General features: G+C 71.4%; 19 protein-coding genes. 11 read left to right on the forward strand and 8 right to left on the reverse strand.

All coding sequences use genetic code 11. The annotated features are described in order from the left end of the window. The 4 genes from J2W20_RS06750 to J2W20_RS06765 all read left to right on the forward strand — a co-directional run bounded on the left by J2W20_RS06750 (position 1) and on the right by J2W20_RS06765 (position 4,111). Positions 1-882 carry a branched-chain amino acid ABC transporter permease gene (locus tag J2W20_RS06750; protein WP_307005691.1) on the forward strand — a complete coding sequence of 294 codons (882 nt, stop codon included), beginning with the start codon at positions 1-3 and terminating at the stop codon, positions 880-882. Continuing rightward, positions 882-2,000 (forward strand): branched-chain amino acid ABC transporter permease, encoded by a 1,119-nt coding sequence (locus tag J2W20_RS06755; protein ID WP_307005692.1) that lies wholly within the window; start codon positions 882-884, stop codon positions 1,998-2,000. Before J2W20_RS06750 ends, J2W20_RS06755 begins: the two co-directional genes overlap by 1 nt. Next, positions 1,997-3,253, forward strand: a complete 1,257-nt coding sequence (locus tag J2W20_RS06760; RefSeq protein ID WP_307005693.1) for an ABC transporter substrate-binding protein — start codon at positions 1,997-1,999, stop codon at positions 3,251-3,253. The genes J2W20_RS06755 and J2W20_RS06760 overlap by 4 nt, the downstream gene beginning before the upstream one ends. Before the next feature lie 63 nt (positions 3,254-3,316). Beyond that, on the forward strand, positions 3,317-4,111 hold the full coding sequence (locus J2W20_RS06765) for a potassium channel family protein (protein ID WP_307005694.1): 795 nt from the start codon (positions 3,317-3,319) through the stop codon (positions 4,109-4,111). 18 nt (positions 4,112-4,129) lie between these two features. On the opposite strand, the gene J2W20_RS06770 is transcribed toward J2W20_RS06765, so the two are convergent. From J2W20_RS06770 to J2W20_RS06785, 4 genes are all read right to left on the reverse strand, one after another. After that, entirely contained in the window at positions 4,130-5,623 is a 1,494-nt protein-coding gene (locus J2W20_RS06770; protein ID WP_307005695.1) for a long-chain-fatty-acid--CoA ligase, read from the reverse strand. Between the two features lie 109 nt (positions 5,624-5,732). Continuing rightward, complete coding sequence (locus tag J2W20_RS06775; protein WP_307005696.1) at positions 5,733-6,494, reverse strand: maleylpyruvate isomerase family mycothiol-dependent enzyme; 762 nt, start codon at positions 6,492-6,494, stop codon at positions 5,733-5,735. Next, positions 6,491-7,294 (reverse strand): alpha/beta fold hydrolase, encoded by an 804-nt coding sequence (locus tag J2W20_RS06780; protein ID WP_307005697.1) that lies wholly within the window; start codon positions 7,292-7,294, stop codon positions 6,491-6,493. Before J2W20_RS06780 ends, J2W20_RS06775 begins: the two co-directional genes overlap by 4 nt. Before the next feature lie 9 nt (positions 7,295-7,303). Then, the gene (locus tag J2W20_RS06785; RefSeq protein ID WP_307005698.1) at positions 7,304-8,740 is read right to left on the reverse strand and encodes a wax ester/triacylglycerol synthase domain-containing protein; all 1,437 of its coding nucleotides are present in this window, start codon (positions 8,738-8,740) and stop codon (positions 7,304-7,306) included. A 148-nt stretch (positions 8,741-8,888) separates the two neighbouring features. On the opposite strand from J2W20_RS06785, the gene J2W20_RS06790 reads away from it, so the two are divergent. Then, on the forward strand, positions 8,889-11,582 hold the full coding sequence (locus tag J2W20_RS06790) for a PD-(D/E)XK nuclease family protein (protein WP_307005699.1): 2,694 nt from the start codon (positions 8,889-8,891) through the stop codon (positions 11,580-11,582). Beyond that, positions 11,579-14,800 carry a UvrD-helicase domain-containing protein gene (locus J2W20_RS06795; protein WP_307005700.1) on the forward strand — a complete coding sequence of 1,074 codons (3,222 nt, stop codon included), beginning with the start codon at positions 11,579-11,581 and terminating at the stop codon, positions 14,798-14,800. Before J2W20_RS06790 ends, J2W20_RS06795 begins: the two co-directional genes overlap by 4 nt. A 133-nt stretch (positions 14,801-14,933) precedes the next feature. Here the strand turns inward: J2W20_RS06795 and J2W20_RS06800 are convergent, their stop codons facing one another. Further along, a complete protein-coding gene (locus tag J2W20_RS06800) occupies positions 14,934-15,368 on the reverse strand; it encodes a hypothetical protein (protein ID WP_307005701.1) in 435 nt (144 codons plus the stop codon). A 149-nt stretch (positions 15,369-15,517) separates the two neighbouring features. On the opposite strand from J2W20_RS06800, the gene J2W20_RS06805 reads away from it, so the two are divergent. Together J2W20_RS06805 and J2W20_RS06810 are read left to right on the forward strand one after the other, a co-directional pair. Next, entirely contained in the window at positions 15,518-15,754 is a 237-nt protein-coding gene (locus tag J2W20_RS06805; RefSeq protein ID WP_307005702.1) for a hypothetical protein, read from the forward strand. Between the two features lie 117 nt (positions 15,755-15,871). Next, on the forward strand, positions 15,872-16,108 hold the full coding sequence (locus J2W20_RS06810; protein ID WP_307005703.1) for a hypothetical protein: 237 nt from the start codon (positions 15,872-15,874) through the stop codon (positions 16,106-16,108). 67 nt (positions 16,109-16,175) lie between these two features. Here J2W20_RS06810 and J2W20_RS06815 read toward each other — a convergent pair whose 3' ends face one another. Next, positions 16,176-17,174 carry an IS481 family transposase gene (locus tag J2W20_RS06815; protein ID WP_307005704.1) on the reverse strand — a complete coding sequence of 333 codons (999 nt, stop codon included), beginning with the start codon at positions 17,172-17,174 and terminating at the stop codon, positions 16,176-16,178. 316 nt (positions 17,175-17,490) lie between these two features. Here J2W20_RS06815 and J2W20_RS06820 point away from each other — a divergent pair, with 316 nt between their 5' ends. From J2W20_RS06820 to J2W20_RS06830, 3 genes are read left to right on the forward strand one after another with little or no spacing between them, the layout of a single operon-like run. Next, complete coding sequence (locus tag J2W20_RS06820; RefSeq protein ID WP_307005705.1) at positions 17,491-18,813, forward strand: hypothetical protein; 1,323 nt, start codon at positions 17,491-17,493, stop codon at positions 18,811-18,813. Then, positions 18,806-21,022, forward strand: coding sequence for a hypothetical protein (locus tag J2W20_RS06825; RefSeq protein ID WP_307005706.1), 2,217 nt, complete (start codon positions 18,806-18,808; stop codon positions 21,020-21,022). The genes J2W20_RS06820 and J2W20_RS06825 overlap by 8 nt, the downstream gene beginning before the upstream one ends. Continuing rightward, the gene (locus J2W20_RS06830) at positions 21,019-21,489 is read left to right on the forward strand and encodes a hypothetical protein (protein WP_307005707.1); all 471 of its coding nucleotides are present in this window, start codon (positions 21,019-21,021) and stop codon (positions 21,487-21,489) included. The genes J2W20_RS06825 and J2W20_RS06830 overlap by 4 nt, the downstream gene beginning before the upstream one ends. A 347-nt stretch (positions 21,490-21,836) precedes the next feature. Here J2W20_RS06830 and J2W20_RS06835 read toward each other — a convergent pair whose 3' ends face one another. Next, on the reverse strand, positions 21,837-22,532 hold the full coding sequence (locus J2W20_RS06835; RefSeq protein WP_307005708.1) for a hypothetical protein: 696 nt from the start codon (positions 22,530-22,532) through the stop codon (positions 21,837-21,839). 232 nt (positions 22,533-22,764) lie between these two features. Further along, complete coding sequence (locus tag J2W20_RS06840) at positions 22,765-23,958, reverse strand: NAD(P)-dependent malic enzyme (protein ID WP_307005709.1); 1,194 nt, start codon at positions 23,956-23,958, stop codon at positions 22,765-22,767. Between the last annotated feature and the right edge of the window lie 14 nt (positions 23,959-23,972).

Consider the following 23,972-nt stretch of genomic DNA (forward strand, 5'->3'; position numbering starts at 1 on the left):
ATGGAGACCTTCATCCAGCTCGTGGTCGACGGCCTCTCGACCGGCTCGATCTACGCGGCCCTCGCCCTCGCGATCGTGCTCGTGAACCAGGCGACGGGCCTGATCAACTTCGCCCAGGGCGGCCTCGCCGTCCTCTCCGCCTATTTCGCGTATGCGTTCGTGCAGGCGGGGCTGCCGCTCCTGGCCGCGGTGCTCCTGGCGATCGTCCTCTCGTTCTGCCTCGGCGCGCTCGTCGAGCGGTTCCTCATGCGCCGGTTCGAGCGCGGCGACCCGGACACGGCAGTCGTCGTCACGATCGGCCTGCTTACCCTCGTCACGGGCATCGTCGCGGTCCTGTGGGGCTACAACAACCTGCAGTTCCCCTCCCTGTTCCCCCTCACGAGCGTCAACGTCCTCGGCGCGGTGGTCAGCGTCCGCTCCCTCGCCACCACGGTGACGATCGTGGCGATCATGGTCCTGCTGCAGGTGCTGTTCATGCGCACCAAGCTCGGGCTCGCGCTGCGGGCCGTGGCGGACAACCCCGCCTCCTCCGCCCTCTCCGGCCTCCCGGTGGGGCGGCTGCTGATGGTCGGCTGGGGACTCGCGGCCGCGCTCGGTGCCATGGCCGGAGCCCTCGTCGGCCCGCAGCTGACGCTCACCCCCGGGATGCTCGACGGCGCCCTCGTCTACGCGCTCGCCGCGGTGATCCTGGGCGGCCTGGACAGCCCGATCGGGGCCGTGGCCGCCGCCTGGGGCATCGGGGTGCTCGAGAACCTCGTCGCCGTCTACGTCCCGCTGATCGGGCACGACCTCAAGATCGCCGTCCCGTTCGCGCTGATCTTCGTCATCCTGGTCCTCCGTCCCCAAGGCCTGTTCGGCAGGAAGGTCGTGGTGCGGGTCTGATGGGCGCAGCACTGAAGTCCCGGGGGGCCCGGATCGGCATCGCCGTCCTGGTCGCCATCCTCCTCCTCGCGGCCCCGCTCTTCCTGCCCGCGATCGCCAACCAGAGCCTCGTGCGCATCGGGGTATACGCCGTGGCCGTGCTCGGGCTGAACATCGTCATGGGCTACACCGGCCAGGTCAACCTCGGGCAGATCTTCTTCCTGGGGCTGGGCGCCTACGTCACCGCCTACGGCGTCACCCACGGCTGGAACATCGTCCTCGTGTTCGTCGCGGCCGCCGTCATCACCGGGATCGTGGGGCTGCTCGTGGCCCTCGCCGCCGCGCGCCTCGGCGGCCTCGCGATCGCGATGGTCACGATCGCCCTGCCGATCGTGGGCGTCCCGCTGGCCAAGCGGCTCGACACGTTCACCGGCGGATCCCAGGGCACCTCGGCGATCTTCTCGAACGCCCCGGACTGGTCCGGCCTGTTCAACGACCAGTGGCAGTACTACATCGTCCTGGTCGTGGCCGGCGTCGGATTCCTCCTGGCCCGGCGGCTCGTGCGCGGTAAGTACGGGCGCGCGTTCGCCGTGGTGAAGGGCAACGAGTCGGTGGCGGCCTCGATGGGCGTCTCGCCGTACTGGACCAAGGTCCTCGCCTTCACCATCGCCTCCGTGTTCGGCGGCGCGAGCGGCTTCCTCTACATGGCGGCCGTCCAGTACACCTCCCCCGAGACGCTCAGCTTCGGCCACTCCATCAGCCTGCTCGCGGCCATGGTGATCGGCGGGGCCGGCAGCATCGTCGGCTCCCTGATCGGCGGGGCGTACTACATCCTCGTGCCGCAGCTGACCAACGCCATCGACCCCAACCTGACCACCATCAGCCAGGGCGTGATCCTCCTCGCGGTGCTGTTCCTCCTGCCCGACGGGCTCGTGAGCCTGCCCCGCGTCCTCAGGCGGCTCGGCCGCCGCGGCACCGCATCGCGCGCGGGCGGCGCCGCCCCGCCGGCGGGCACCGCCGCCGACAAGCACCACTCCAGCGCTGCGGGGACTCCCCCGCAGAACACTCCCGCGCAGGTTCCGACCCCGGACGCGGCGCCGGAGGCACCCGAGAAAACAGAGAGGCACGGTCGATCATGAACGTTCGGAAAGGGACACGGGGGCTCCTCGGCGCCGTCGCGATGGCGTCGGTCCTTGCGCTCTCGCTGACAGGATGCCGCGGCAGCGCGCAGAGCGGCAGCGGGGGCACGGCGGCATCGCCCGGCATCACGGACACGAGCATCACGCTCGGCATCACCACCCCCCTCAGCGGCGCGACCGCTGGCCCCGGCACCTGCACCGTCGCAGGCGTCAAGGCCTACTTCGGCGCCAAGAACGCCGAGGGCGGGGTGAAGTTCGGCGACGGCAAGACCCGCAAGGTGGACATCAAGACCTACGACGACGCCTACGACCCGCAGAAGTCGCTCTCCAACTTCCAGCAGATGGTCTCGGACAACGTCTTCGCCGAGGGCGTGGGCCTGGGGACGCCGACCAACCGCGCGTTCCGCGAGGCCGCCATCAGCCAGAAGGTGCCCCAGGTCCTCGTCATGACGGGCGATCCGACCTTCAGCGACCAGAAGCAGAGCCCGTGGCAGCTCGGCCTCGTGCCGGCCTACCAGAACGAGGGTGGGGCCTTCGGCAAGCTGCTGGCCTCCTCCGGAGGGACGCACAAGGTCGCGATCCTGTCCCAGAACGACGACTACGGCAAGGGCTACGTCTCCGGCTTCAAGGACGCGATCAAGGGCGCCTCGAACATCAGCGTGGTCGGCGAGCAGACCTACGAGGCCACCGACACGTCGGTGGACGCACAGATCACCCAGTTGGCCGCGACCGGCGCGGACGTGTTCTTCAACGCCATGTCCATCACCCCGCTGACGATCGCAACCCTGCAGAAGGCCCAGCAGATCGGCTGGAAGCCCAGCTGGTTCCTGCCCTCGAACACCTCGAGCCCCACGGCCATCCTGCAGCCGGGCGGGGCCTCGGCCTACCCTGGCATCTACTCGGTGGCCTTCTCCAAGGCCCCGCAGAGCCCGGAGTTCGCCAAGGACCAGGACGTGGTCAAGTTCCTCTCCGACCTCAAGCAGTACGCGAACTACCAGGGCATGCCGGCGTTCCCCCACTGCATGTGGAGCTACATCGCCGGAGCCACGCTCGACCAGGCGTTCCAGAAGATGACCGATCCCACGCGCGACTCCTTCATGAAGGCCCTGCGCAGCATCAAGGGCTTCAACGCCCCGCTCATGCTCCAGGGCACGAGCGTGGACACCACCATGGACGGCCAGCCGGCCATCTCCTCCGTGCTCGTCCAGAAGTACAACGGCAAGGGCTACGCCACGGCCCAGAAGTTCGGCTGACGGTCGCCCACCTCTTTTCCTGCGGCGACTGACGACGGCGCCGGACGGCGGTACCCTTCGGGCATGACGCAGGACCGTTGGCGCAAGCTCACCGAGTGGCCCACGCTCGTGGCCGCCGTCGTGTTCCTCGGCGCCTACTCGGTGCAGGTCATCGGCAATCTGCCGCCGCGGGAGGGCGCGTGGGCGGAGGGGCTGCTGTGGGCAGCCTGGGCCGTGTTCGTGGTGGACTATGCGGGGCAGCTGTGGCTCGCGCCCCGGCGCGGCCGGTGGTTCGTGCGCAACCTGCACGAGCTCGCGATCCTGGCCCTGCCGGCGCTGCGGCCGCTGCGGCTCGTGACGTTCCTCCGGGTGGTGCACAACAAGGCCGGCTACGCCCTGCGCGGCCGCCTCGTGGTCTACGTGATCGCCGCGGCCGGGATGCTCATGTACTGCGGGGCGCTCACGGTCGAGGACGTCGAGCAGAACGTGCCGGGGTCCAACATCCGCAGCTTCGGGGCGGCGATCTGGTGGGCCCTGGAGACGATCACGACGGTGGGCTACGGCGACCACTACCCGGTGACGGTGATCGGCCGGCTCGTCGCGGCGGCGCTCATGGTCTCCGGCATCGCCGTCCTCGGCGTGGTCACGGCCTCCATCGCCGCGTGGCTCGTCGAGACGATGACGTCGCAGACCGCCGCGGAGTTCGAGGCCGGGGTCGAAGAGGTCGAGGCCGAGGTCCAGGACGTGGAGGCCGAGGTCGAGGCGATCGACCAGAGCCTCGAGGCGAAGGTCCAGGCGCTGACCGAGCGGGTCGAGCGGCTCACCGCGGCGCTCGAGGCCCGCGAGGCCGAGCGCCGCGGCACCTGGCCCGGGGCCTGACGCCCGGAGCCGCCCGGCTCAGCCGGCCAGCTCGGCCCTCAGGTCCCGCTTGAGGATCTTGCCGGTGGGGCCCTTCGGCAGCTGCTCCACGATCCGCACCTCGCGCGGGTACTTGTAGGCGGCCACCTGGGACTTCACGAACTCGCGCAGCTCGTCTGCCGTCGCGGCACCGGGGGCGCTGAGGGCGACGACGGCGACCACCTCCTCGCCGAGCTCGGCGTGCGGGGCGCCCACCACGGCGGCCTCGGCGACGGCCGGATGCTCGTAGAGGACCTCCTCGACCTCGCGCGGGTAGACGTTGTAGCCGCCGCGGATGATGAGGTCCTTCTTCCGGTCCACGATCGCGTAGCAGCCGTCCGCGTCGGACCGGCCCATGTCCCCCGTGAGGAACCAGCCGTCGCGGATGGCCTCGGCCGTGGCGTCGGGCCGCTTCCAGTAGCCCTTCATGATGTTGTGCCCGCGCACCGCGATCTCGCCCACCTCGCCCTGCGGGACCTCCTCGCCGTCGAGCCCCACGACCCGCAGCTCGACGCCTTCCACGGCGGTGCCGATCGAGCCGGGCTTGCGGAGGCGGTCCGGGTGGTTGAACGCGGCCACGGGCGAGGTCTCGGACAGTCCGTAGCCCTCGAGGATGATGCAGCCGAACTCGTCCTCGAACCGGTGCAGGACCTCCACGGGCAGAGCCGCGCCACCGGAGATGCACACGCGCAGCGAGGATGTGTCGTAGCTGCGGTGGTCGGGCACGGCGAGGAGCGCGCTGTACATCGTGGGGACGCCGGCGAACACGGTCACGTGCTGGGCGTCGATGATCTCGAGCGCGGCCTGGGCGGAGAACCGCGGCAGCAGCGCGATGGCCGCGCCTGCCATGACCGTCGTGTTGAGCGCGCAGGTCTGGCCGAAGGTGTGGAACAGGGGCAGCCCGCCGAAGACCACGTCCTCGGACGTCAGCGTCAGCAGGGTGCGCACGGTCAGGTCCGCGTTGCGGATGAGGTTGCTGTGGGTCAGCTCGGCGCCCTTGGGACGGCCGGTGGTGCCGGAGGTGTAGAGGATGACGGCGGTGTCCCCGTCCGCGCGCTCGGTGACCTGTCCGAGCGGCTCCTCGTCCGCGAGCGCCGCGGTGAACGTCCCGCGGCCGACGGCGACCACCCGCGCCCCGCCGGCGTGGGCGCCCTCGGCCGCCTCCTGGGCGACGTCCTCCGCAGCGAAGAGGACTGTGGCGCCGGAGTCCTCGAGGTAGTAGGAGATCTCGCGCTGCTTGAGCAGGGGGTTCATGGGCACCACCACCGCCCCCGCGCGGAGGGCGCCGTAGTAGAGGGCCGCGAACTCGGGCACGTTGGGCAGCATGACCCCGACCCGGTCCCCCGGCTCCACGCCCGAGCGGACGAGCAGCTTGGCGACGCGGGCGGCCGCGCCCGCGAGGTCCGCGTACGTCCAGGCCTCCCCGCCGCACGTGATGGCGGTGCGCGTTCCGTGGGCGACGGCGGTGGACTCGAGGTACGCGGCAAGGTTCATTGGGGACTCCTCGGCAGGAAGCTACTGTGGCGTAGGCCACAGATGATTGAACCGTGAAACTGAGTCTCAGGTCAATCGGAATCCAGTCCCAGACCGCGCGGGCAGCAGGCTACGGCGCGAGGTGGGCGTCGCGGAGGGCCGCCGCGAGGTCCTCGGGGGCGCCCGGCAGCGGCCGCCGTCCCCACAGCCCCAGGTAGAGCTCCGCTGCCGGGCCCTCGACCGTGCCCAGCAGTGCCTGGTCGCCGCCGCTCCCGGCCACCGCCGGCGTGACGAGCGCCTCCGCCGGCCGGCCGTCGTCGTGCGTCACGGCGAAGCAGACGACGCCGGGCAGTCCCCCCGAGCGGCCGAGCCTCACCTGGCGCGGGTAGAAGCCCTCGAGGACCTCCCGGATGCCGTCGAGGGCGAGGTCCTCGGGGATGCTCCAGGCGTCCGCGCGGCCGAGGGCGTCGAGGAGGTCGAAGGTGTGGACGGCAAGCTCGTGGACCTGGCGGCGGGCCCAGAACGACGCCGTCCGCTCGCCCCAGAGCGTCCACGCGGGGGCGTCGGGCCCGGCGGCGCGCAGCACGGCGACCAGGTGCGCCGCGCTCGCCCGGTACCAGCCGACGGGCGCCTCCGTCTCCGGGCGGCCCTCGAGGCGCGGGGCGTGCTCGGCGCCGAGCGCGGCGGCAGCCCAGCGGTGGATGCCCGCGAGGTGGTCCACGAGGTCGCGCACCGTCCAGCCGGGGCAGGCCGCCACAGGCTGGGCGAGGTGCGGATCCTGGTCTGCGGCCCCCGCGGCGGCGTCGGCGAAGCCCCCGGCGAGCGCGGCGACGCGGTCGAGGGCCTCGCCGAAGGCCTCCCTGCGTGCGTCGGCCGGCGCGGCGGGCGTCACGCGGGCGTCTGCTGCGCCGCGAGGAACTCCTTCACGGCCGCGGCGAAGACGGCGGCGTCGACGTTGTGGGTCTGCCCCTCGAGCGTGCCCGTGCGGGCGCCGGGGATGGCCGCCGCGGCCTCCTGGGCGGCGGCGGGCATGAACGCCGGGCTCGCGCCGCCGGTGAGGACGAGGGTCGGGGCGGCGATGCTGCCGAACACGTCCTGCGGGACCACGCCGTCCCGGCCCATCGCAGCGTTGTCGTACGCGAGGGTCGGGGCGAGGCGCACGGCGGCGGCCCACGTGGGCGACTGGCGGGTGCTGTCGATCGCCGCGTCCGGCAGGCCGACGTAGCGCAGGAAGGTGGTCAGGGCGCCGTCGTGGTCCCCGGCCTCGAGCCTCGCGTCGAGGGTCTCGGTGTACTCGCGGGCGCGGGCCCGGCCGCCGTCGTCGGTCATGAACGGCGGCTCCCACATCACGAGCGCGCGCACGGGCAGCACGGCGGCGGCCCGGGCGGCGAGGGCAGCGCCCGAGGAGAGGCCGACGACGGCGGCCGCGGTCCCGCCGTCGTGCGCGGCGCGGTCCAGGAGGGCGCCGATGTCCTCGATCTCCCGCTCCGATGCGAACGGCAGGGTGTCCGTGCTGTCGCCGCGCCCGCGGCGGTCGTAGTTGTAGACCGTGAAGCTCTCGGCGAGGGCGTCCGCGAGGTGGGCGTCCCCGAGGCGGTCCACGGTGGCTCCCGAGACGAGGATGAGCGGGGCCCCGGTGCCGAGGCGGTCGTAGGCGATGGTGGTTCCGTCGGCTGAGGTGAGACGTTCCATGGGCCCACGCTACCCGGTGAACCGGACCAGTTCACGGTGCAGCAGCGCCGTGAGCCGATCCTGCTCGGGGACCACGTCCGGATCGCCGAGGACGGCGACGACGAGCTGGCCGGCGTAGGAGAGGACTGTGAAGCACACGCCCACGTTGCCGGGGGTCATGCTCGCGGGCACGATCCGGGTGATCGGGTGGCCGGCGAGGAAGAGCTGCTCGGCGGGTCCGCGCATGTTCGAGAGGAACGTGTTCACGAGGCGCTGACGGTCGATGAAGTGCTGGAAGGCGCCGGCGCGGGCCAGCGCGCGGAAGGCGACGCCGAGCGGGCCGGCGGAGGCCCCGCGGGGCGCGTTGCGGCGCGCCTGGGACTGCGCGGCGACGCGGGCGAGGCGCACGGCGGGGTCGGGGTCTGCGGGGACCTCGACGGGGACCACGCCGTTGGCGTTGCCGAGCGTGCCCGCCTCCGTTCTCCGACGGGACGAGATCGGGACCGAGACGACGAACCGCTCGGGCGCTTCGCCGCGGGCGCGCAGGGCGGTGCCGAGGGCGCCCGCGACCGCGACGAGGAGCACATCGTTGACGGTGCAGCGGCGGGCGTGGGCGGCCCCGACGACGTCCTCGAGCGGGACCGAGAGGGCGGTGATGCGGCGCCGGCTGCCCGTGGGCCGGTTGAACGCCGTGCTCGGGGCGCGCAGCCGCTCCCTGGGGCCGCCGCTGCTCCCGCGGCGTCCGCTGCGGCGGCCGAGCAGTCCGAGCTCGCGCAGCCCGGCGGCGGCCGCCGCGAGCGTGCGCGGGGCCGCAGCAAGGGCGCCGAGGCGCTCGCTCCAGGCGTCCACGAAGAGCTCGCTCGGCCGGGGTGGTGGCTGGGGGAAGGCCGGTGGAGGCGGTGCGGGCGGGGTGGCGCCCGGCGCGGGCGTGGCCCCCGGCGCGGGGGTGGCGCCCGGCGCGGGGGTGGCGCCCGGCGCGGGGGTGGCGCCCGGCGCGGGATCCGCGAGGGCGGCGAGGACCGCGAGGCCGCCGAGCCCGTCCGCCAGGGCGTGGTGGGCCACGAACACGAGGGCCGCCGGCCCGCCCGGTCCGCCTGGCAGCCAGTGCGCCGCCCACGGCGGCCGGTCCCGCGGTAGCCGCTGGCACGCGATCCGGGCGGCGGCGTCCAGCAGCCGCTCGCCGGCCGCGAGCGGGCGGGCCTCGGCGAGGTGGCGGGACAGGGTGAATTCCGGGTCGTCGATCCACACCGGCCGTCCGCAGCCGGGCGGAGGCGCCAGGAGCCGGCGGCGCAGGCGGGGGACCCCGGGGATCCGCTCCTGAAGGGCGGCGGCGACCTCGCCGAAGGTGGGCGCGGCCCCCGGGCCGAATTCGAGGACCGCGGCGATCTGCATGGGGGCGGGGCCGCGGTCGGTCGCGAGCACGGTGAGGTCGTTGCTGCTGATGCGCTCGATCGGTGTCCGCGTCACCGCTGCTCCTCCGCTGGATTCCCGCCGTGTCGCCGGCGTGGGGGCCAGCGTAGGTGCAGGTGCTCTCGGCGGGTAGGTGCATCCGGCCCGATCGCCACGTTCCGCCCCCGGAGCCTGTTCTGTCGGAGGGGTTGGCTAGGGTGAGGAGATGATCGTCGAGTTCGGGTGGTTCCTCGATCGCGCGCCGTGGGCGTACGCGAGCCCGGGGCTTAACCGCGTGCGGGTGGGCCGCAAGAACCTCATCGGACTCCTGCAGACGCGTCTCGGGCTCACCCGCCCCGAGGTGCCCAACGCCGAGCGCGTGAGCCAGTACCTGCGCCGGCTCGAGCACCTCGACGCGCCCGGCGCGTGGTTCCACCACTCGCTCGCCGCCGATCCCTGGTCCACCGCCCACGAGCTCCTCGCGGCCCGCGAGGATGCCGTCGCCAACGGCTGGGACGGCACGCTCGACGGCGCGGCCTCGCCCCTGCTGGAGACCCTCGCCGCCGCGGAGCGCCTCGGCAGGGACGCGGGCCGCCCGCTGGCCGCGGACGGCCCGCTCGCTCCATCGCTCGCGGACGACGTCGTGGAGCTGCTCGCGGAGCTCGAGTCCTCTCCCCTGCCGCTCGGCATCGACGAGCTCGTGCTCCAGCACCCCGAGGAGACCTTCCCGGCCGTGTGGCGCCGGATCATCGGGGCCCTGCGCCGGCGCGGGGTCAGGATCAGCGAGGCCCCGGAGCCCGCGCGCACGCCCGAGCTGACGGTCCTGGCCGCGGAGACCGAGTGGGAGGCCGCCGAGCACGCCGCACGCTGGCTCGCGGCCAACGCCAACGGGAGCACCGCCGTCGTCTGCTCGGACCCCACCGGAGTGCTGGACCAGTACCTCGCCCAGCACGGCAGCCCGCGGCTCGGCGTGGGCGCCCGGTCGGCGTGGCGGGCCCAGGACCAGCTCATCCCCCTCTTCTTCGAGCTCGTGTGGGAGCCGGTCAACGTACACCTGCTCGCGGAGTTCCTCACGCTGGAGGACTCGCCGGTCAAGCGCCGCGCGGCCCGGCACCTGCTGCGCGCGCTCAGCCGCGAGCCCGGCACCCGCGGGCCCGTGTGGGACGCCGCGATCCGGGCGATCGGCGAGGACGAGGCCCTCGGCCCCGAGCTCGCCGCCACCCTGGATCGGCTCTTCAGCACGGGCCTGCTCCCCGAGGCGGAGCACCGGCTGCCCAGCGGGGCGCAGCTCGTCGACGCCACGGCCTGGTTCGCGGCGGCGCTCACGGCGCGGGCCGCCGCAGTGCCGCGGCTGCAGCCCACGGCCGCGCAGCTGCGCCGCGTCCTGGCGCTCGTGGCCCCGCTGCGGCACGTCGGCCGCAGGGACCTCCGGCGGATCATCGCCTCCGTCGTCACGCCCGGCGCCGAGGCGCTCGTGCCGGCCGAGGCGGCGCCCTGGCTGCGCCTGAACCACCTCGTGGAGCTCGGCGAGGACGTCGAGGACGTCCTCTGGTGGGGGTTCCAGTCCGCCTCCGCGCCCACGGTGCGGCGCTGGGACCCGCACGACGCCGCCTCGCTCGCCCGGGTTGGCGTCGAGCTGCCCACCCCGCAGGACCTCACGGCGCTGGCGGTGCGCGGGACCCTCGCCGCGGCGGCCCGGTGCCGCAGGCTCGTGCTCGTGCAGGCCGCGCAGCGCAACGGAGAGCGCGTGGGCCCGAATCCGCTGCTCGAATCCCTCGTGGAACGCTACGGCCCCCCGGCCGGGACTGGGGCCGGACTCAGCGGGCGGATCGAGCGGGCCACGCGGGCACCGCGGCAGCTCACCGACGGGGACGGCATGTGGCGCCTCGCCGGCCGCACCGCACGGCTCGCCCGGGCCGCCGCCCGCCGGCCCGGGGCGCCCGCTCCGGTGCAGAAGGTCGGGGCGAACCCCGCGCTGGCCCCGGAGACCATGTCCTACTCGCAGCTCGACGTGCTGCTGGGCTGCTCGATGCGGTGGGCGCTCGAACGCAAGGGCGGCCTGCGCGTGCCGGACGCGGCGGACATCCCGGAGGGCAGCCGCATGATCGGCTCGTTCGCGCACCGCGTCATCGAGGTCCTGCACGGGCGGCTGCGGGCGGCCCACCGGGCCGTGCCCGAGGACCGGGAGATCGCCGAGGTCATCGATGAGCTGCTCCCCCAGCTCGCCTCCGAGCTGCTCCTGCCCGGGCAGAAGGCGCGCCGGCTCACGGTAGTGGACGCGGTCACGGTCGCCGCGCGGGAATTCTTCCGCGGCCTCGAGAAGGGCGGCGTGACGCTGCAGGAGGTCGAGAAGCCGGTCGCGAAGGACCTGCAGCTGGTGACCAGGGACGGCGTCCTGACCGTCCCGGTGCGCGGCAGCGCGGACGCGGTGGGGATCGACGAGGCGGGCCGCACCGTGGTGGTGGACCTCAAGTGGTACAGCTCCGCCAAGCACCTGCGCCAGAAGATCAAGGAGGGCACCGCCCTGCAGCTGGCCCTGTACCAGTGGGCGCTGCACGAGGGCGAGGCCCCGCCGGACGACCCGACCGCGTACTTCCTCCTCAAGCAGCACGCGTTCGCCTCCGCGCACGCCCACTTCGGGACGGCCATCCCGCGCGACGAGGACCCCGGCCAGCTGTGGGGCCGGGCCGTGCGGTCGGCCGAGTTCACGGTCGAGCAGGTCCTCGCCGGCAGGGTGACGGCGACCGGGCCTGTGGAGCAGGCGTTCGCCGCGGCGCAGGCCGAGGCGGCGGCCGCCGAGGGCGGGGAGCCCACCACGGTCAAGGACGCGGAGACCGCGGTGGGCCGCCTGTACGTCGAGCCGGGCTGCCGGTTCTGCCGGTTCGGGGCCCTGTGCGGGCTGAAGGGGGACTACTCATGAGCGCGCGCCTGCTGCAGAACGTCACGATGGTCTCTGCGAGCGCGGGGACGGGGAAGACCTACACGCTCACGGAGAAGATCGTCCAGGAGATCGCTGCCGGCACCCCGGCGGAGAAGATCATGGCCACGACCTTCACCAAGAAGGCCGCCGGCGAGCTGCGGGAGCGGATCGCGGCCCGGCTCCTCGACGCCGAGCGCACGTCGCCTGCCCTCGCGGCGGCGTCCCAACAGCTCGGAGCGAGCCTGATCGGCACGGTCAACAGCGTCTGCGGGCAGCTGCTCGCGGAGTACGCGATCGACGCCGGCCTCTCCCCCGCGCTCGAGGTGATCGGCGAGGACCAGCTCCAGGCCATGTTCCGGCTCGCCACCGACGAGGTCCGGGCCCGGCACGCCGAGGAGCTCGCCCCCATCGCCGTACGCCTGGGCACCCACCCCGACCTCGCCCAGGGGTACGGGGTGGAGTCGTGGGAGGAGACCCTCCAGCGGATCGTGAACCTGGCCCGCGCCAACCAGCTGGACGCCAACGCCGTGCGGGCGTGCGCCGACCCCTCGTGGGCCGGCTTCCGGGGCTTCCTGGACCCGCCCGGGGAGGACCGCCGCGCCGAGTGGTTCCGCGAGCTGCACGCGCTGCGGGCCGAGCTGGACCGGACCGTGGCCCGCGGCGTGCACGAGGACGGCAGCGCCGCGAACCTCACCACGAAGTCCTTCCAGGAGAACCACCCCAAGGTCCTCGACAGGATCGCCCGGGCCCAGAGCGTCGAGACGACCCCGTGGGAGGTGTGGCGCGGCTTCCTCGGCTCGGGCGCCCCGGCGCCGCTGAAGAAGATCTTCGGCCCGCTGCGCGACCGGATCGCCGCGGGGCTGCTCTCCAACCCGGTGCTCCACGCGGACCTCGAGGGCTACGTCCGCGGGCTGTTCCGCTGCGCGGCGGACTCCCTCGACGCGTACGAGCAGTTCAAGCGCGAGAACGCCCTCATGGACTTCGTGGACCAGGAGGCCAGGGTCCTCGACCTGGCCCGGCACAACCGCGCCTTCCGGGAGTCGTTCCGCGCCCGCATCGACGTGCTCGTGGTGGACGAGTTCCAGGACACGAGCCCGCTGCAGCTGGCCCTGTTCCTCGAGCTCGGAGCCCTCGTGCGCCGCTCGGTGTGGGTGGGGGACCCGAAGCAGGCCATCTACGAGTTCCGCGGCACGGACCCGGAGCTCATGGAGGCCGTGATGGCCCAGGTCCCGGCCGAGCGGCGCGAGCAGCTCTCGCACACGTGGCGTTCGCGGCAGGCGGTCGTGGACCTCTCCAACGCCGTGTTCGAGCGGGTCTTCGCCGACCATGGGATGGCGGCCGAGTCCGTGCACCTCGAGCTGCCGCCCGCCCGCGCCGCCGCCTACGGCGCGGACACGGGGAGCGTCGAGGCATGGACCCGGCCGGCGGGCCGGGCCGAGGACCGGCTCCGTGCCACCGCAGCCGGGGTGAAGGACCTGCTGGAACGGCGCCCCGGGCTGCGGCCCTGCGACGTGGCCGTCCTGGCCCGCACCAACGCCGAGGTCCGCGCGGTCGCGGCGGCGCTCGACGCGCTGGGCCTGCGGGCCAGCCTGGACCCGCGCGCCCTCGGCGGCGCCCGCGAGGTGCAGCTCACCCGCGCCGGGATGGCGTACGTCGCCGACCGGTACGACACCGTGGCCCTCGCCGAGCTCGTGGCCCTGCACCCGGAGCACCCCTCGCACCTGGTGTGGCAGCAGGAGCTGCTCGGCGCCGTCGTGCCCCGGGAGCGGGTCCGCAACGAGGCCGGCGAGGTGGTGGCCGGCCCCCGCCTGGTGCACGATGCGTGGCGGGCCGCGCCCGTGGTCGCGGCCCTCGACACGCTGCGCGGGCAGGCCCCGGCCGCGACGCCCACGGAGGTCCTCGAGGCCGTGACCGGCGTGCTGGGCCTGCCGCGGCTGATCGCCGGCTGGTCCGCCCCCGAGCGGCGGCTGCGGAACCTGGACGCGTTCCGGGGCGCCGTGGAGCTGTACTACGAGCGGTGCCGGGCGCTCCGGGAGCCGGCCACGCTGCGCGGGTTCCTCGAGTTCTTCGCCTCGGACGAGCACGAGTCGGCGGAGAACTCCGGCCCGGATGTGGTCAACGTGCTCACGTACCACCGGGCCAAGGGGCTCGAGTGGCCCGTGGTGGTCATGGAGAGCCTGGACAAGGAGGCGAAGGCGCGCCCGTTCGGCACGGGTGTGGAGCAGACCCGCGAGCTGGACCTCGCCGATCCCCTCGCGGGGCGGTGGATCCGGCTGTGGCCCAGCCCGTTCCCCTACGGCGGGTCGGGGCTGGACCAGCGGGCCCAGCAGTCCGAGGCCGCCGCGCGGTTCCTCGCCCGCGAGCAGCGCAACCAGGCCCGGCTCATGTACGTCGGGATGACCCGCGCCGCGGAGACCACCGTGCTCACGGCGAAGAACGGCTCCCCGGGGCTGCTCAACGACCTCGGGATCGAGGGCCTCGTCGCGTGGAAGGCGGCCGAGGAGCCCGCCGACGGATCCGTGCCGGTGTGCCGGGAGACAGCGGTCCCGGCCCGGCTCGCGTGCCTGCAGCCGGCGGAACCGGTGACGGACGACGGCGAGTGGTCGCCGCGGTTCGTCGACCCTCCCGCGGCGGGGACCGGCGTCGTGCGGCGGCCGGCCCGGCTGAAGGCGAGCGAGGTGCCCTCGGAGGGGCTCGAGGCCGAGATCCGGGAGGCCGCCGTGCTCGGCACGCCCCTGGCAGCGCACGGCTCCGAAGACTGGGGCGCGGTGGGCAGCGCGGTGCACGCCTACCTCGGGACGGAGTTCCGCACCCTCGACCCCGCCGGGCGCACGCGCCTCGCCGAGCGCCTCGTTGAACGCTGGGGTGTCGCGCGGACCATCGACGCCTCGCTGCTCACGGCCGCCGGCGAGCGCTTCGAGGCGTGGCTCGACGCCGAGTTCCCCGGCTGGGTGCGCCACCGCGAGGCGGCCATCGGCTGGCGGCCGGAGGGGCAGACCATGGAGGGCTGGATCGACCTGCTGCTCGAGGGCCCGGACGGGTTCGTGCTCGTGGACCACAAGACGTATCCCGGCCACGACCCGGCGGGGCACATCCGCGCCCACTACCTCGGGCAGATGGACACCTACCGGCGCGCGGTCCAGGCTGCGACCGGGCGTCCCGTGGTGCGGGTGCTCATGCACCTGCCGGCGCTCGGGCGGGTGTACGAGGTGGCGTGAGTCCAGGCGCCCCGCGCCGCCGGGCCTACGGGTCCTCCGGGCTGAGTTGAGGGGTCATGTCCCTGAGTTGAGGGGTCATGTCCCTGAGGGATATGACCCCTCAACGTTGGGATATGACCCCTCAAGGTGGGGCCTAGGGGGCCAGACTGTCGCCCGCGGCGCTGTCCCGAAGCCCCGTGAGCGGCGGCCCGGCGTACCCGTACTGGTCGAGGTCCTTGCCGTCGGTGATCACAGTGCGCGCCGGGACGTCGGCGAAGACGATCGGCCAGTCGTTGGCTGCGTCGTCGTCCCGCATCGCGTGCTGGCGCGCGTAGTCCTGGGAGAGCGTGACCCAGTCACCGGAGTTGATCTGGCCGACGCCGGGGGGAAGGGCGCGGTAGATGCGGACCAGGGCCTCGGGCGCGTGGCGCACCCTGTGCAGCTGGTGCCTCGTCTCCTCGTCGCACTCGCCGTACCCGTGGTAGCGCGGATTGCTGAAGGCGTCGGCGCCGAGGACGTCGGCCAGTTCGGGGATGGTCAGTGCCCGCTCGCCACCCCTCGGAGCCAGGGGCGAGCTAGTGTAGGGCATCCCTCCACGGTACCGCACGCTTCCCGGCCCAGAGTTCGCCGCTGTCCTCAGGCCCCGCAGTGGAGGATACTGGTCCGTTACGGCCGTCGGCCGTCCGCGGCGTCTCCTCTGGCCCGGCTCCGCTCCTTCCCCCGTGAGGAAGTTCCCCCATGAACGAACGTGAGGCGTCCCTGGTGGTGCGCGCCGGAGCAGAGCTGCTCGCGGGTGTTTCCTCGGACCCGCGCTCGAACGAGGGCTACAACGCCGTGAAGGCCAACATCTCCGCCGCCCTGGACAGCCTCGCCGAGGCGCTGCAGAACTTCGAAGGTGCCGGCCGGCAGCCGAACCGGTCGAAGGGCTGGATGGAAGACCTCCGGCGGGTGGCAGACGACCTCGCGGGCCGATAGGTGATGGTCCGCACTGACTTCGGGCCGCCGTCCGTTGACCGGGGAGACCGGCGGCCGGGACAATGGCTGGACTGAGGGAACCTGTCTCCTGGTCTCGGGGTCTCGACAGGATGGACCATGAAGATGAAGAAGCTCAGGGGCACGGTGGCGGTCGCCGCCTCGCTGCTCCTGATCGGGCCGGCAGTGGAAGCTGCCGCGGCCCCGCCGCCTCCCCCTGCCTGCGGCTACTCGTGTCCGGGCCTCGTGGTGGTGGGCAACTGGCTGTGGCTGCCGAGCATCGGGGTCGACGAGTACCAGTGGGCCTACGTCACGCCGGGCTCGCCCTACTGGCACCTGCTGCGGTTCCCCGTGTGAGCCCGCAGCTGTCAGCCCGCATCCGGGTCACCGCGCCTCAGACCACCGTGCCCTGGGCCGCGAGGCGCTAGCTGTAGTGCCCAGCCAGGTTGTTTGGCATCCGGCTGATGGGCGGGAGCTTGCCGATGGCGGTGTGGGGCCTGTGGTGATTGTAGAAGTGGAGCCATGCCGGGAGCGCGGCGCGGCGGGCTGATTCCGAGTTGTAGTGCTTCGTGTGGGCCCAGCCCTCGGCGAGGGTGCGGTGAAAGCGTTCGATTTTGCCGTTGGTCTGCGGGCGGCGGGGCCGGGTGAACTTCGGTTTGATCCCCAGCTCGGTGCAGGCGTGCCTCCAGGCGTGCGAGCGGTAGGCGGGTCCGTTGTCCGAGAGCACCCGCTCGACCCGCACGCCGCGGTCGGCGAACCAGGAGACAGCCCGCTGGAGGACCTCGATGGCGGTGTCGGCTCGTTCGTCGTCATGGATCTCGGCGTAGGCGACGCGGGAGTGGTCGTCGATGACGGTATGGACGAAGGCGTGGCCGGTGAGCGGGCCGCGGTTGTTGCCCTTGCGCCGGTTCACGTCGGTTGCTGCGCGGTTCTTCCCGCCCTGGGCCCGGCCGACGGACCGCCAGCCGCCGCCGATCGGGATGTTGCCGAGTTTCTTCACATCGACGTGGATCAGGGCACCCGGCTTCTCGTGCTCGTAGCGGCGGGCCGGCTCTCCGGTCTTCACATCGATGTGGGAGAGCCGGTTGAGCCTGCAGCGGACCAGGACGGCGTGGACGGTCGAGGCGCTCATCCCGAGCCTGGCAGCGATCTGGACGGGGCCGAGGCGCTTTCTGATCCGAAGGTGCACGATCTTCTTCACCTTGGGCTGCGGGGTCCTGTTCGGATGGGAGTGAGGCCGGCTCGATCGGTCGCCCATTCCCTCGGACCCGAGCTCGACATAGCGGCGGGCCCACTTCGCCGCGGTGGGGTACGAGACGCGGAAGTACTCGGCTGCGGCCGAGACCGACCAGCCATCGTCCACGATCAGCCGGGCAAGCCGGAGGCGTTGGCGCGGAGTCAGCGCCGCGTTAGCGTGAGACACGAGAACCTCCTGGTTCAGAGCGGAAGCGGTAGCAGCTCCACTCTGCCGGGAGGTTCTCGTCACATCACAGCACCCAGATCAAACAACGTCCCTGGGTACTACATCTAGGCTCTCACGCCTGCCCGCGACACCGGCAGGCGAGCAGCTCACCGTAGCCCTTCTCGAGTCGCTGTACGTGAACGGAGGCACATGGACTTCGTTGACGACCCTGGCTAAGCATCTCGGTAACGCACGAGTCTTCCTAGCGCTGCTCGAGGAACACCGCTCGGTCACGGATCTACGCTCGGGTGGTCTGACACCAGGGGATGTGTGGGGCATGATCATCGCGAGCTCGCCCCGCGGGGCGTCGCAGCGAAGCCTCCGGACCTTCCTCGCTCGCGCATTTCCGTCCATCCGCGAAGACGGAGAAGGGTTCCGCGCCTACCTCTCGGCGAGGTCCCTCGTCGTCGACGAACCCGATGTCGCGGGTTACGCCCCGGACGTGGCAGATGAGATCGAGCGCATCGCCAAGGATTGGGTCGGCCGGTGGTTCATCCGCCACCGTCAGGCCGTAACGGACGGGCTCGGTTCCCTCCCGAGGGACTGGTTGACCGTTGATGCGGACCGCCTTCTAGGCGGTCGCACGGACTGCCCTGCTGCTTTCAGAGTGGAACGGGATGACCTGGCCGCAGCCATGGTCCTGCTGGCGCTGGCCGACAATAAGGGTCCGAACCTCTCCACCATCCTGTCCTACACAGCCGACTCAATCGAACGGGTCAACGACGATGCGGCCTTCGTGACCGGCATCAAGGCCCGCAATCGCGAGGTCCTGCGCACTCCCGCCCCCGCGGGAGGACTGTTCAGCTATGGCGGACTCCTCGAATTCGTCACCGCTGCCACACGGGTCGAGAGACACATCCGGAACGAGGGTGAAGACTTCGACCGGCTTCTATTCGTCTGCACAGGGAAGACCACGGTCATGAACGGCAGTGCAGTCAATTTGTGGTGGGAGAAGGCGACCACGGGCCTAGCCGGGGAAGTTTCGCTGCCGACGTCCGTGAGCTTCCGTCGGCTTCGCAAAGCGGCCCTGCTGCGCGGGAAGCACAAGCGGTTCCAGGTGATCGGCCAGAAGCCTGCCACTAGCCGCCTGTACCTGGCGGATGCAGTTCCGGATGTCATCCTGGTGCCGGGCCTTCTCGACACGCAGGCCAAGGTGGCGGCCTACTGGCGCCAGAAGACGAGCGGCAACCCGTTTCAGGACGTGACGGGGCCAGCACCTGAGGACGCGGTCAGGGCATTGTCGGGCGCGGAGGCGGTGATGGACGTTGGGGTCGCAGCATGCGTGAGCAATGGCCAGTCGCCGACTGACGCTGAGAAGCCGTGCGGCCTTGGCCCAGTGGCCTGCTTCATTTGCCCGAACGGGTACCGCGTCCCGGAGACGATCCCGGGGCTTATCGCTGCGGTCGAGTTTACCGACGGAATCCGACGCTACGAGCCCGACGAATGGCTCTCAGGCGAAGCACCACTGCTGAACACGCTGGCCAGGAAGTCCCTGGAGCAGTTCCCCCAGCCGCTGGTCGATGCGGCCCCGCCCGACCAGATAGAGAACGCCAGAGCCCTGATCGCCTGCGTGTATGTCGAAACGAGGATCCGTGACTGAGATCACCGCCCGAATTCACAGCCTCCCACTCCAGGGCGCAGCCCACCGGTTGGACGACAGCGTTGACCTCCGGGATCTGATCCCGGACGGGGAGAGCATCACGGACCCCCTCCGGTACAGTCGCGACCTCTGGTCATTCGCTGGCTACCCAGTGGTGAATCAAGGCATCCCCTCGTTGGACTTTACCGGGATTCCTGCCCGATGGCGGGGAACCGTCAAGGACTGGATCCTGCTCCGGCTCAACCCCGGGCTGGCCGAGGACGGACGCTCGGGCCTGGACACGAATGCCGTCATGGCCGGCGCCGCGGCCGCGGAGCGGCCCATCAAGCCCATGAGTGCTGTGGCCTATGTCCTCTGCTTCGCCGTCTCCTTATCGATCATCGATCGGAACGGATGGACCAGCATGTCCACGAAGCATTGGAACGCCTTCGCCCGGGCACTGCGCGAACAACTCCCCGAAGCCTCACCACAGACCCTCGCCGGGTACGCCCGGCCTCTGGGCAATCTCTGGGCGGTCAGGGACGTCTTGCGCCTGCCGCAGATGTTCGGCGGCCGGCCGTTCGATGGGAGGGCAGTCGACACTGTGTTCAAGGTACCGACCCGGGGAGAGAACGTTGAGCGTCCGGCACCCGAGCTGTGCGGACCCGTGCTCGGGCTGTGCTTGTGGATCCTGGACCACTGCGCCGATGATGTCTTCGCCCGGCTCGGGCGTCTCGCAGCAGCTCCCGACCTAACTGGCCAGTCCAAACGCGTCCAGACCGCGGCGGTCCGGAAGCTGCTCGAGGATTGGGAACGCTCGGGACGGGCGCTGCCAGCCGCCGTCATGCCGCTGACCGGGCAAGCCTCACCGGCCTGGGCCACCTTCTTCAAGCTTGCCGGCGTCGACCACAAGGTCTTTAAGAGCCGGCCTACGGAGCTGGTGCGCATCGTCGAACGAATCCGCCGTGAGCGGGGGCTCTCGTTCGACGAGGACGGCTTCGACCTCCCCGTCAAGCAGATCATTGGGCCCGACGGTGTGAGCCGCCCCTGGATCCGTGGGCTACCGGCCACCCGGTATGGTCTGGGCCTGGACCACTGGGCGACGGTCCTCGGCTACGCCAGCGCATTTGTGACCACCATCTTCACGACCGTGCGGGACCGCGAACTCGCGGCCCTCCCACACGACTGCCTCCGCCCGGGCACCTATGAGCGGGGGGACCTCGACGTCCCGGTCATGCGCATGCGCGGCTACCTTGTGAAGAACCGAACCCCTACTAATGCGACCTGGGTTGTCGGCGAGGACGTGATCCGCGCGGTTGAGGTTGTCCACCGCCTCAAGGAGCTGTACCGGCTCCCGCCTGCGCTGCACCCGCAGACCGGCGAGGAGCTCTTGTTCCACCCGTACCTAGGAGGCGGATCCGTCGAGGACCGCTCCGCGCACAGCATCCAGCTCGCCGGGCCGTACCTGCGCAGGTTTGAATCGAGTGCCGAGCACCTGTGCGCGCTTGGCTTCATGCCGCCGCTGCCCGAGATGCCCAAATGGCTGCCGCACCGCACTGTGCGGATCACCGGGATTGAGGCCTACGCTAACCAGGCCTGGGGCGACGCTCTTGCTGCAGCCCAGGGCCATTGGTCCAGCCGGAAGGTCGCCGAAGGTTACTACGGTCACCTGCCCAACAGTGTCTACATCGCGGACCCCGAATCGATCGAGGAGGCCCGGATGATCGCGACCGCTCAGACCCTCATCGATGCCGCCGCGCAGATCGCGGACGACCCCGGCTTGGTCACAGGCGCCGGGAAGGACCGCTTCGAGGTCGTCCTCAAGGATGCAGACGCTCATGAGCTCGCGAACGCCCCGGTCACCGCGAGGCAGCTGAAGAAGATCGCCAAGGCCAACCCCAACGTTTATGTCGGGGAATTCACGGTCTGCGTCCACGGACCCGGGGGGCTCTGCGGCAATGAAGCCGAGGCGGACTTCAGGCTCTGCCGCCCTAACGTGTGCCGCAACTCTGCTCTGACGCAGGGGAACAGGGCCCGCCTTGAACTGCGCCGGAGAGGCCTTGACGGCAAGCCAGGCGTGTTCGAGAGGTCCAGACGCAAGATCGAGGCCGATGCACCGGAACTCCAGGCAGAATTCGAAGGCCGCTCTGATTCCGACCTCCGGGACCTCGCCCTCGCAGAGCTCCCGGGACGCTACGCCGCAGCAGCCCGGACAAAGGAATGGGAATGAACCTCAGCGCAAAAGAGCTCGCCGAAGCCCTCCGGCACGCACTCACCTCTGAAAACGTTCCCGTGCCGTTGAAAGCACTCATCGCCGCCGTCCTAGCTGCCGCGAAAGGCAAGGCGCCCACGCGACTGGGCATGGCCACCATCGGGCGCTTCTCCCACGGAAGCTCCCAGACCCACTACGGGGCCCTCCTCGATGCCCTCGTCGAGCGGATACCGGCCGAGGTCTCCGCCATGGTGCCGGGTGACATCGACCCAACAGCCGCAGCACGGCTGCGCCAGGAGCTCCAAAAGCGTGACGAGACGATCTCAGAACTTAGGAGGGACCTCTCCGAGACCCTTGACCGCCACGCCTCACTGCAGAGGTACGCCCTTGCCCTCCACCATCAGGTCCGCGAGCAGGAGCAGCGAGACGCCACCGAGAGTGGCGCCTCCGTCCGGACGCTTCACGCCGTCGACGCCTGGGAATGAATCCCTCAATGGTTCAGTGACACCGAAACGAACGGGTCTGAATTCGCTTCGATCACCCGCGCAAAAGCCTGCTGTGTGGCTCCGCTGAATAGCGCCATGCTACCCCGCGGGTCAATTCGCTGAACTGATACTAAGGCCGGGAAACCGTGGGCCTCGGGCAAGGGGGAGCATTGGTCTCCCGCTAGCCGGCCGTCCACCGGACGCTACGACGGCGCCCGCAGTGAGCTGCAAGTCCGAGATTTCGGAGGCGTCTGTTTCCCCTGTGGACCGCCCGAGAAGATGCCCGGTGAGCGGGCGGGGGCAATTAACACGGCAGGGACGGTGCCGTCTAGGTCTGGGACCTTCGCTTATTTCATCCCTAGCCAGTTCAGCGCGGCATCGCCAGCGACTACCGTCCCCACACTGGCCACCCACGAGGCCCAGCCAACTCTCCGAGTGCGCCTGTCTGCGTACAGCTTGGCTTCGCTCCGGCGCTCAATGACGGGCCGGTTTCGCCGACGCTCCCACGCCGTCATCGGTCGACAATGCTCATCGAGGAGCTTCCGGAGCTCGTCGGCGGAGGCGTGGTCGTCCGGTCCAGGTTCGGCGGGCAGAAAGGATCGGATCACCACGAAGGCTTCCTCGGACAATGGCCCGCTGGAAACCCGCTCCGGTTCTGCAAGCAGCGCAACCGAGACGGATTGAGGATGGGCGACGGCCCCGTCATCGGAGGCTATTGGGCGCTTCTCAGCCTCGAGCGTCACCGCTTGGAGGGCGCGGTCCGGCTGTTCGAGGAGGGCCTGATGCGAATCCGCCCATGCAATGTTGCCCAGAAGCGCCCTTACTGTGCCGCCGGCTCCAGCGAACTCTTCCAGCCGCGCCCACACCGCTTTGAGTCCCTCGGCATCCCGGAACCTAAGGGGCCAGGAGCGGTAGACCCCCGACGTTCGCACGTAGACCTCCGGCTGCCATGGGCGGCCGGTGGACGGAGTGAAATGCACCCAGCCGTCGACCGGACCGTTCCATGAAGCCAGTGGTGCGCGAAAGAAGTTCCCCCAACCCATGGCACAGAGCCTAACCGGATCAGCAGTCAGGTCCCTCGCAGCCCCGCCCGCGATCGTTTTGGAAACGATGGTTTGCGAGACGGAAAGAGTTGGACCTCGCGCCCGCGCGAATCTTCAGGGTTCGTCTTGTAACGCTTGGCGTGTACGCGCCTTTGTTCTGGTTCCCCCCGTTCTTGATCCGGTCGCGAGGCGCGGCGCCCAGCCCCCCTCCGGCCCGGCGGGGAGGGAGCGCCTACTCGCCCGGGACGACCGCCGCGGCCACCGCGGCGGTGACGGCGGGGGCGACGCGGGGGTCGAGGGGGCTGGGGACGATGTAGTCGGCGGAGAGCCCGTCGAGGGCGAGCCCGGCGATCGCGCGGGCGGCGGCGATCTTCATCGCCGGGGTGATCCGGCGCGCCCCCGCGTCCAGGGCGCCGCGGAAGATCCCCGGGAAGGCGAGCACGTTGTTGATCTGGTTCGGGAAGTCGCTGCGGCCGGTGGCCACGACGGCCGCGTGGCGGGCGGCGACGTCCGGGGCGACCTCGGGGTCCGGGTTGGACAGGGCGAACACGATCGCGCCCTCGGCCATCCCGGCCAGGTGCTCCTCCGGGACCGTCGAGGACGAGACCCCGATGAACACGTCCGCCCCGGCCAGCGCCTCCGCCGTGCCGCCGGCAACCCGGCGCGGGTTGGTCCGGGCAGCGTACTCGGCCTTCATCGCGTTCCTCGGCTCGGCCAGATCGCCGCGGCCGGCGTGGATGGCGCCCTTGGAGTCGAGCAGGACCACGTCGGTCAGGCCCGAGGCGAGCAGGATCTCGGCGATCGCGATCCCGGCTGCCCCGGCGCCGGCGATCACGGCCCGCATCGAGGACAGCTCCTTGCCCACCACCGTCGCGGCATTCGTCAGCGCCGCCAGGACCACCACGGCAGTGCCGTGCTGGTCATCGTGCATCACCGGCATGTCCAGGGCCTCGATCAGCCGGGCCTCGAGCTCGAAACAGCGCGGCGCGGCGACGTCCTCGAGGTTCACCGCCCCGAATGATGGCGCGATCCGCACAATCGTCTCGACGATCTCGTCCACGTCCGTCGTGTCCAGCACGATCGGGATAGAGTCCAGCCCGGCGAAGGTCTTGAACAGGGCGCTCTTGCCCTCCATCACCGGCAGCGACGCCGACGGGCCGATGTCCCCCAGCCCCAGCACCGCCGTCCCGTCCGAGACCACCGCGACCAGCCGCGAGGCCCACGTGTGCGTCCGGGCCAGAGAGGGGTCGGCCGCGATCGCGCGGGACACCTGCGCGACTCCGGGCGTGTACGCGATCGAGAGGTCCCGCTTCGTCGCGAGCGGGCGCTCCACCGCGACGGAGAGCTTCCCGCCCTCGTGCGCGGCGAAGATCTCCTCCGAGCTGATCGCGTCGACGGAACGAACGAACTTGGCGCTGGCAGTCATGTTGTCTCCTTGGA

It is taken from the genome of Sinomonas atrocyanea (assembly GCF_030812675.1).
GTDB classification, from domain to species: domain Bacteria; phylum Actinomycetota; class Actinomycetes; order Actinomycetales; family Micrococcaceae; genus Sinomonas; species Sinomonas atrocyanea_B.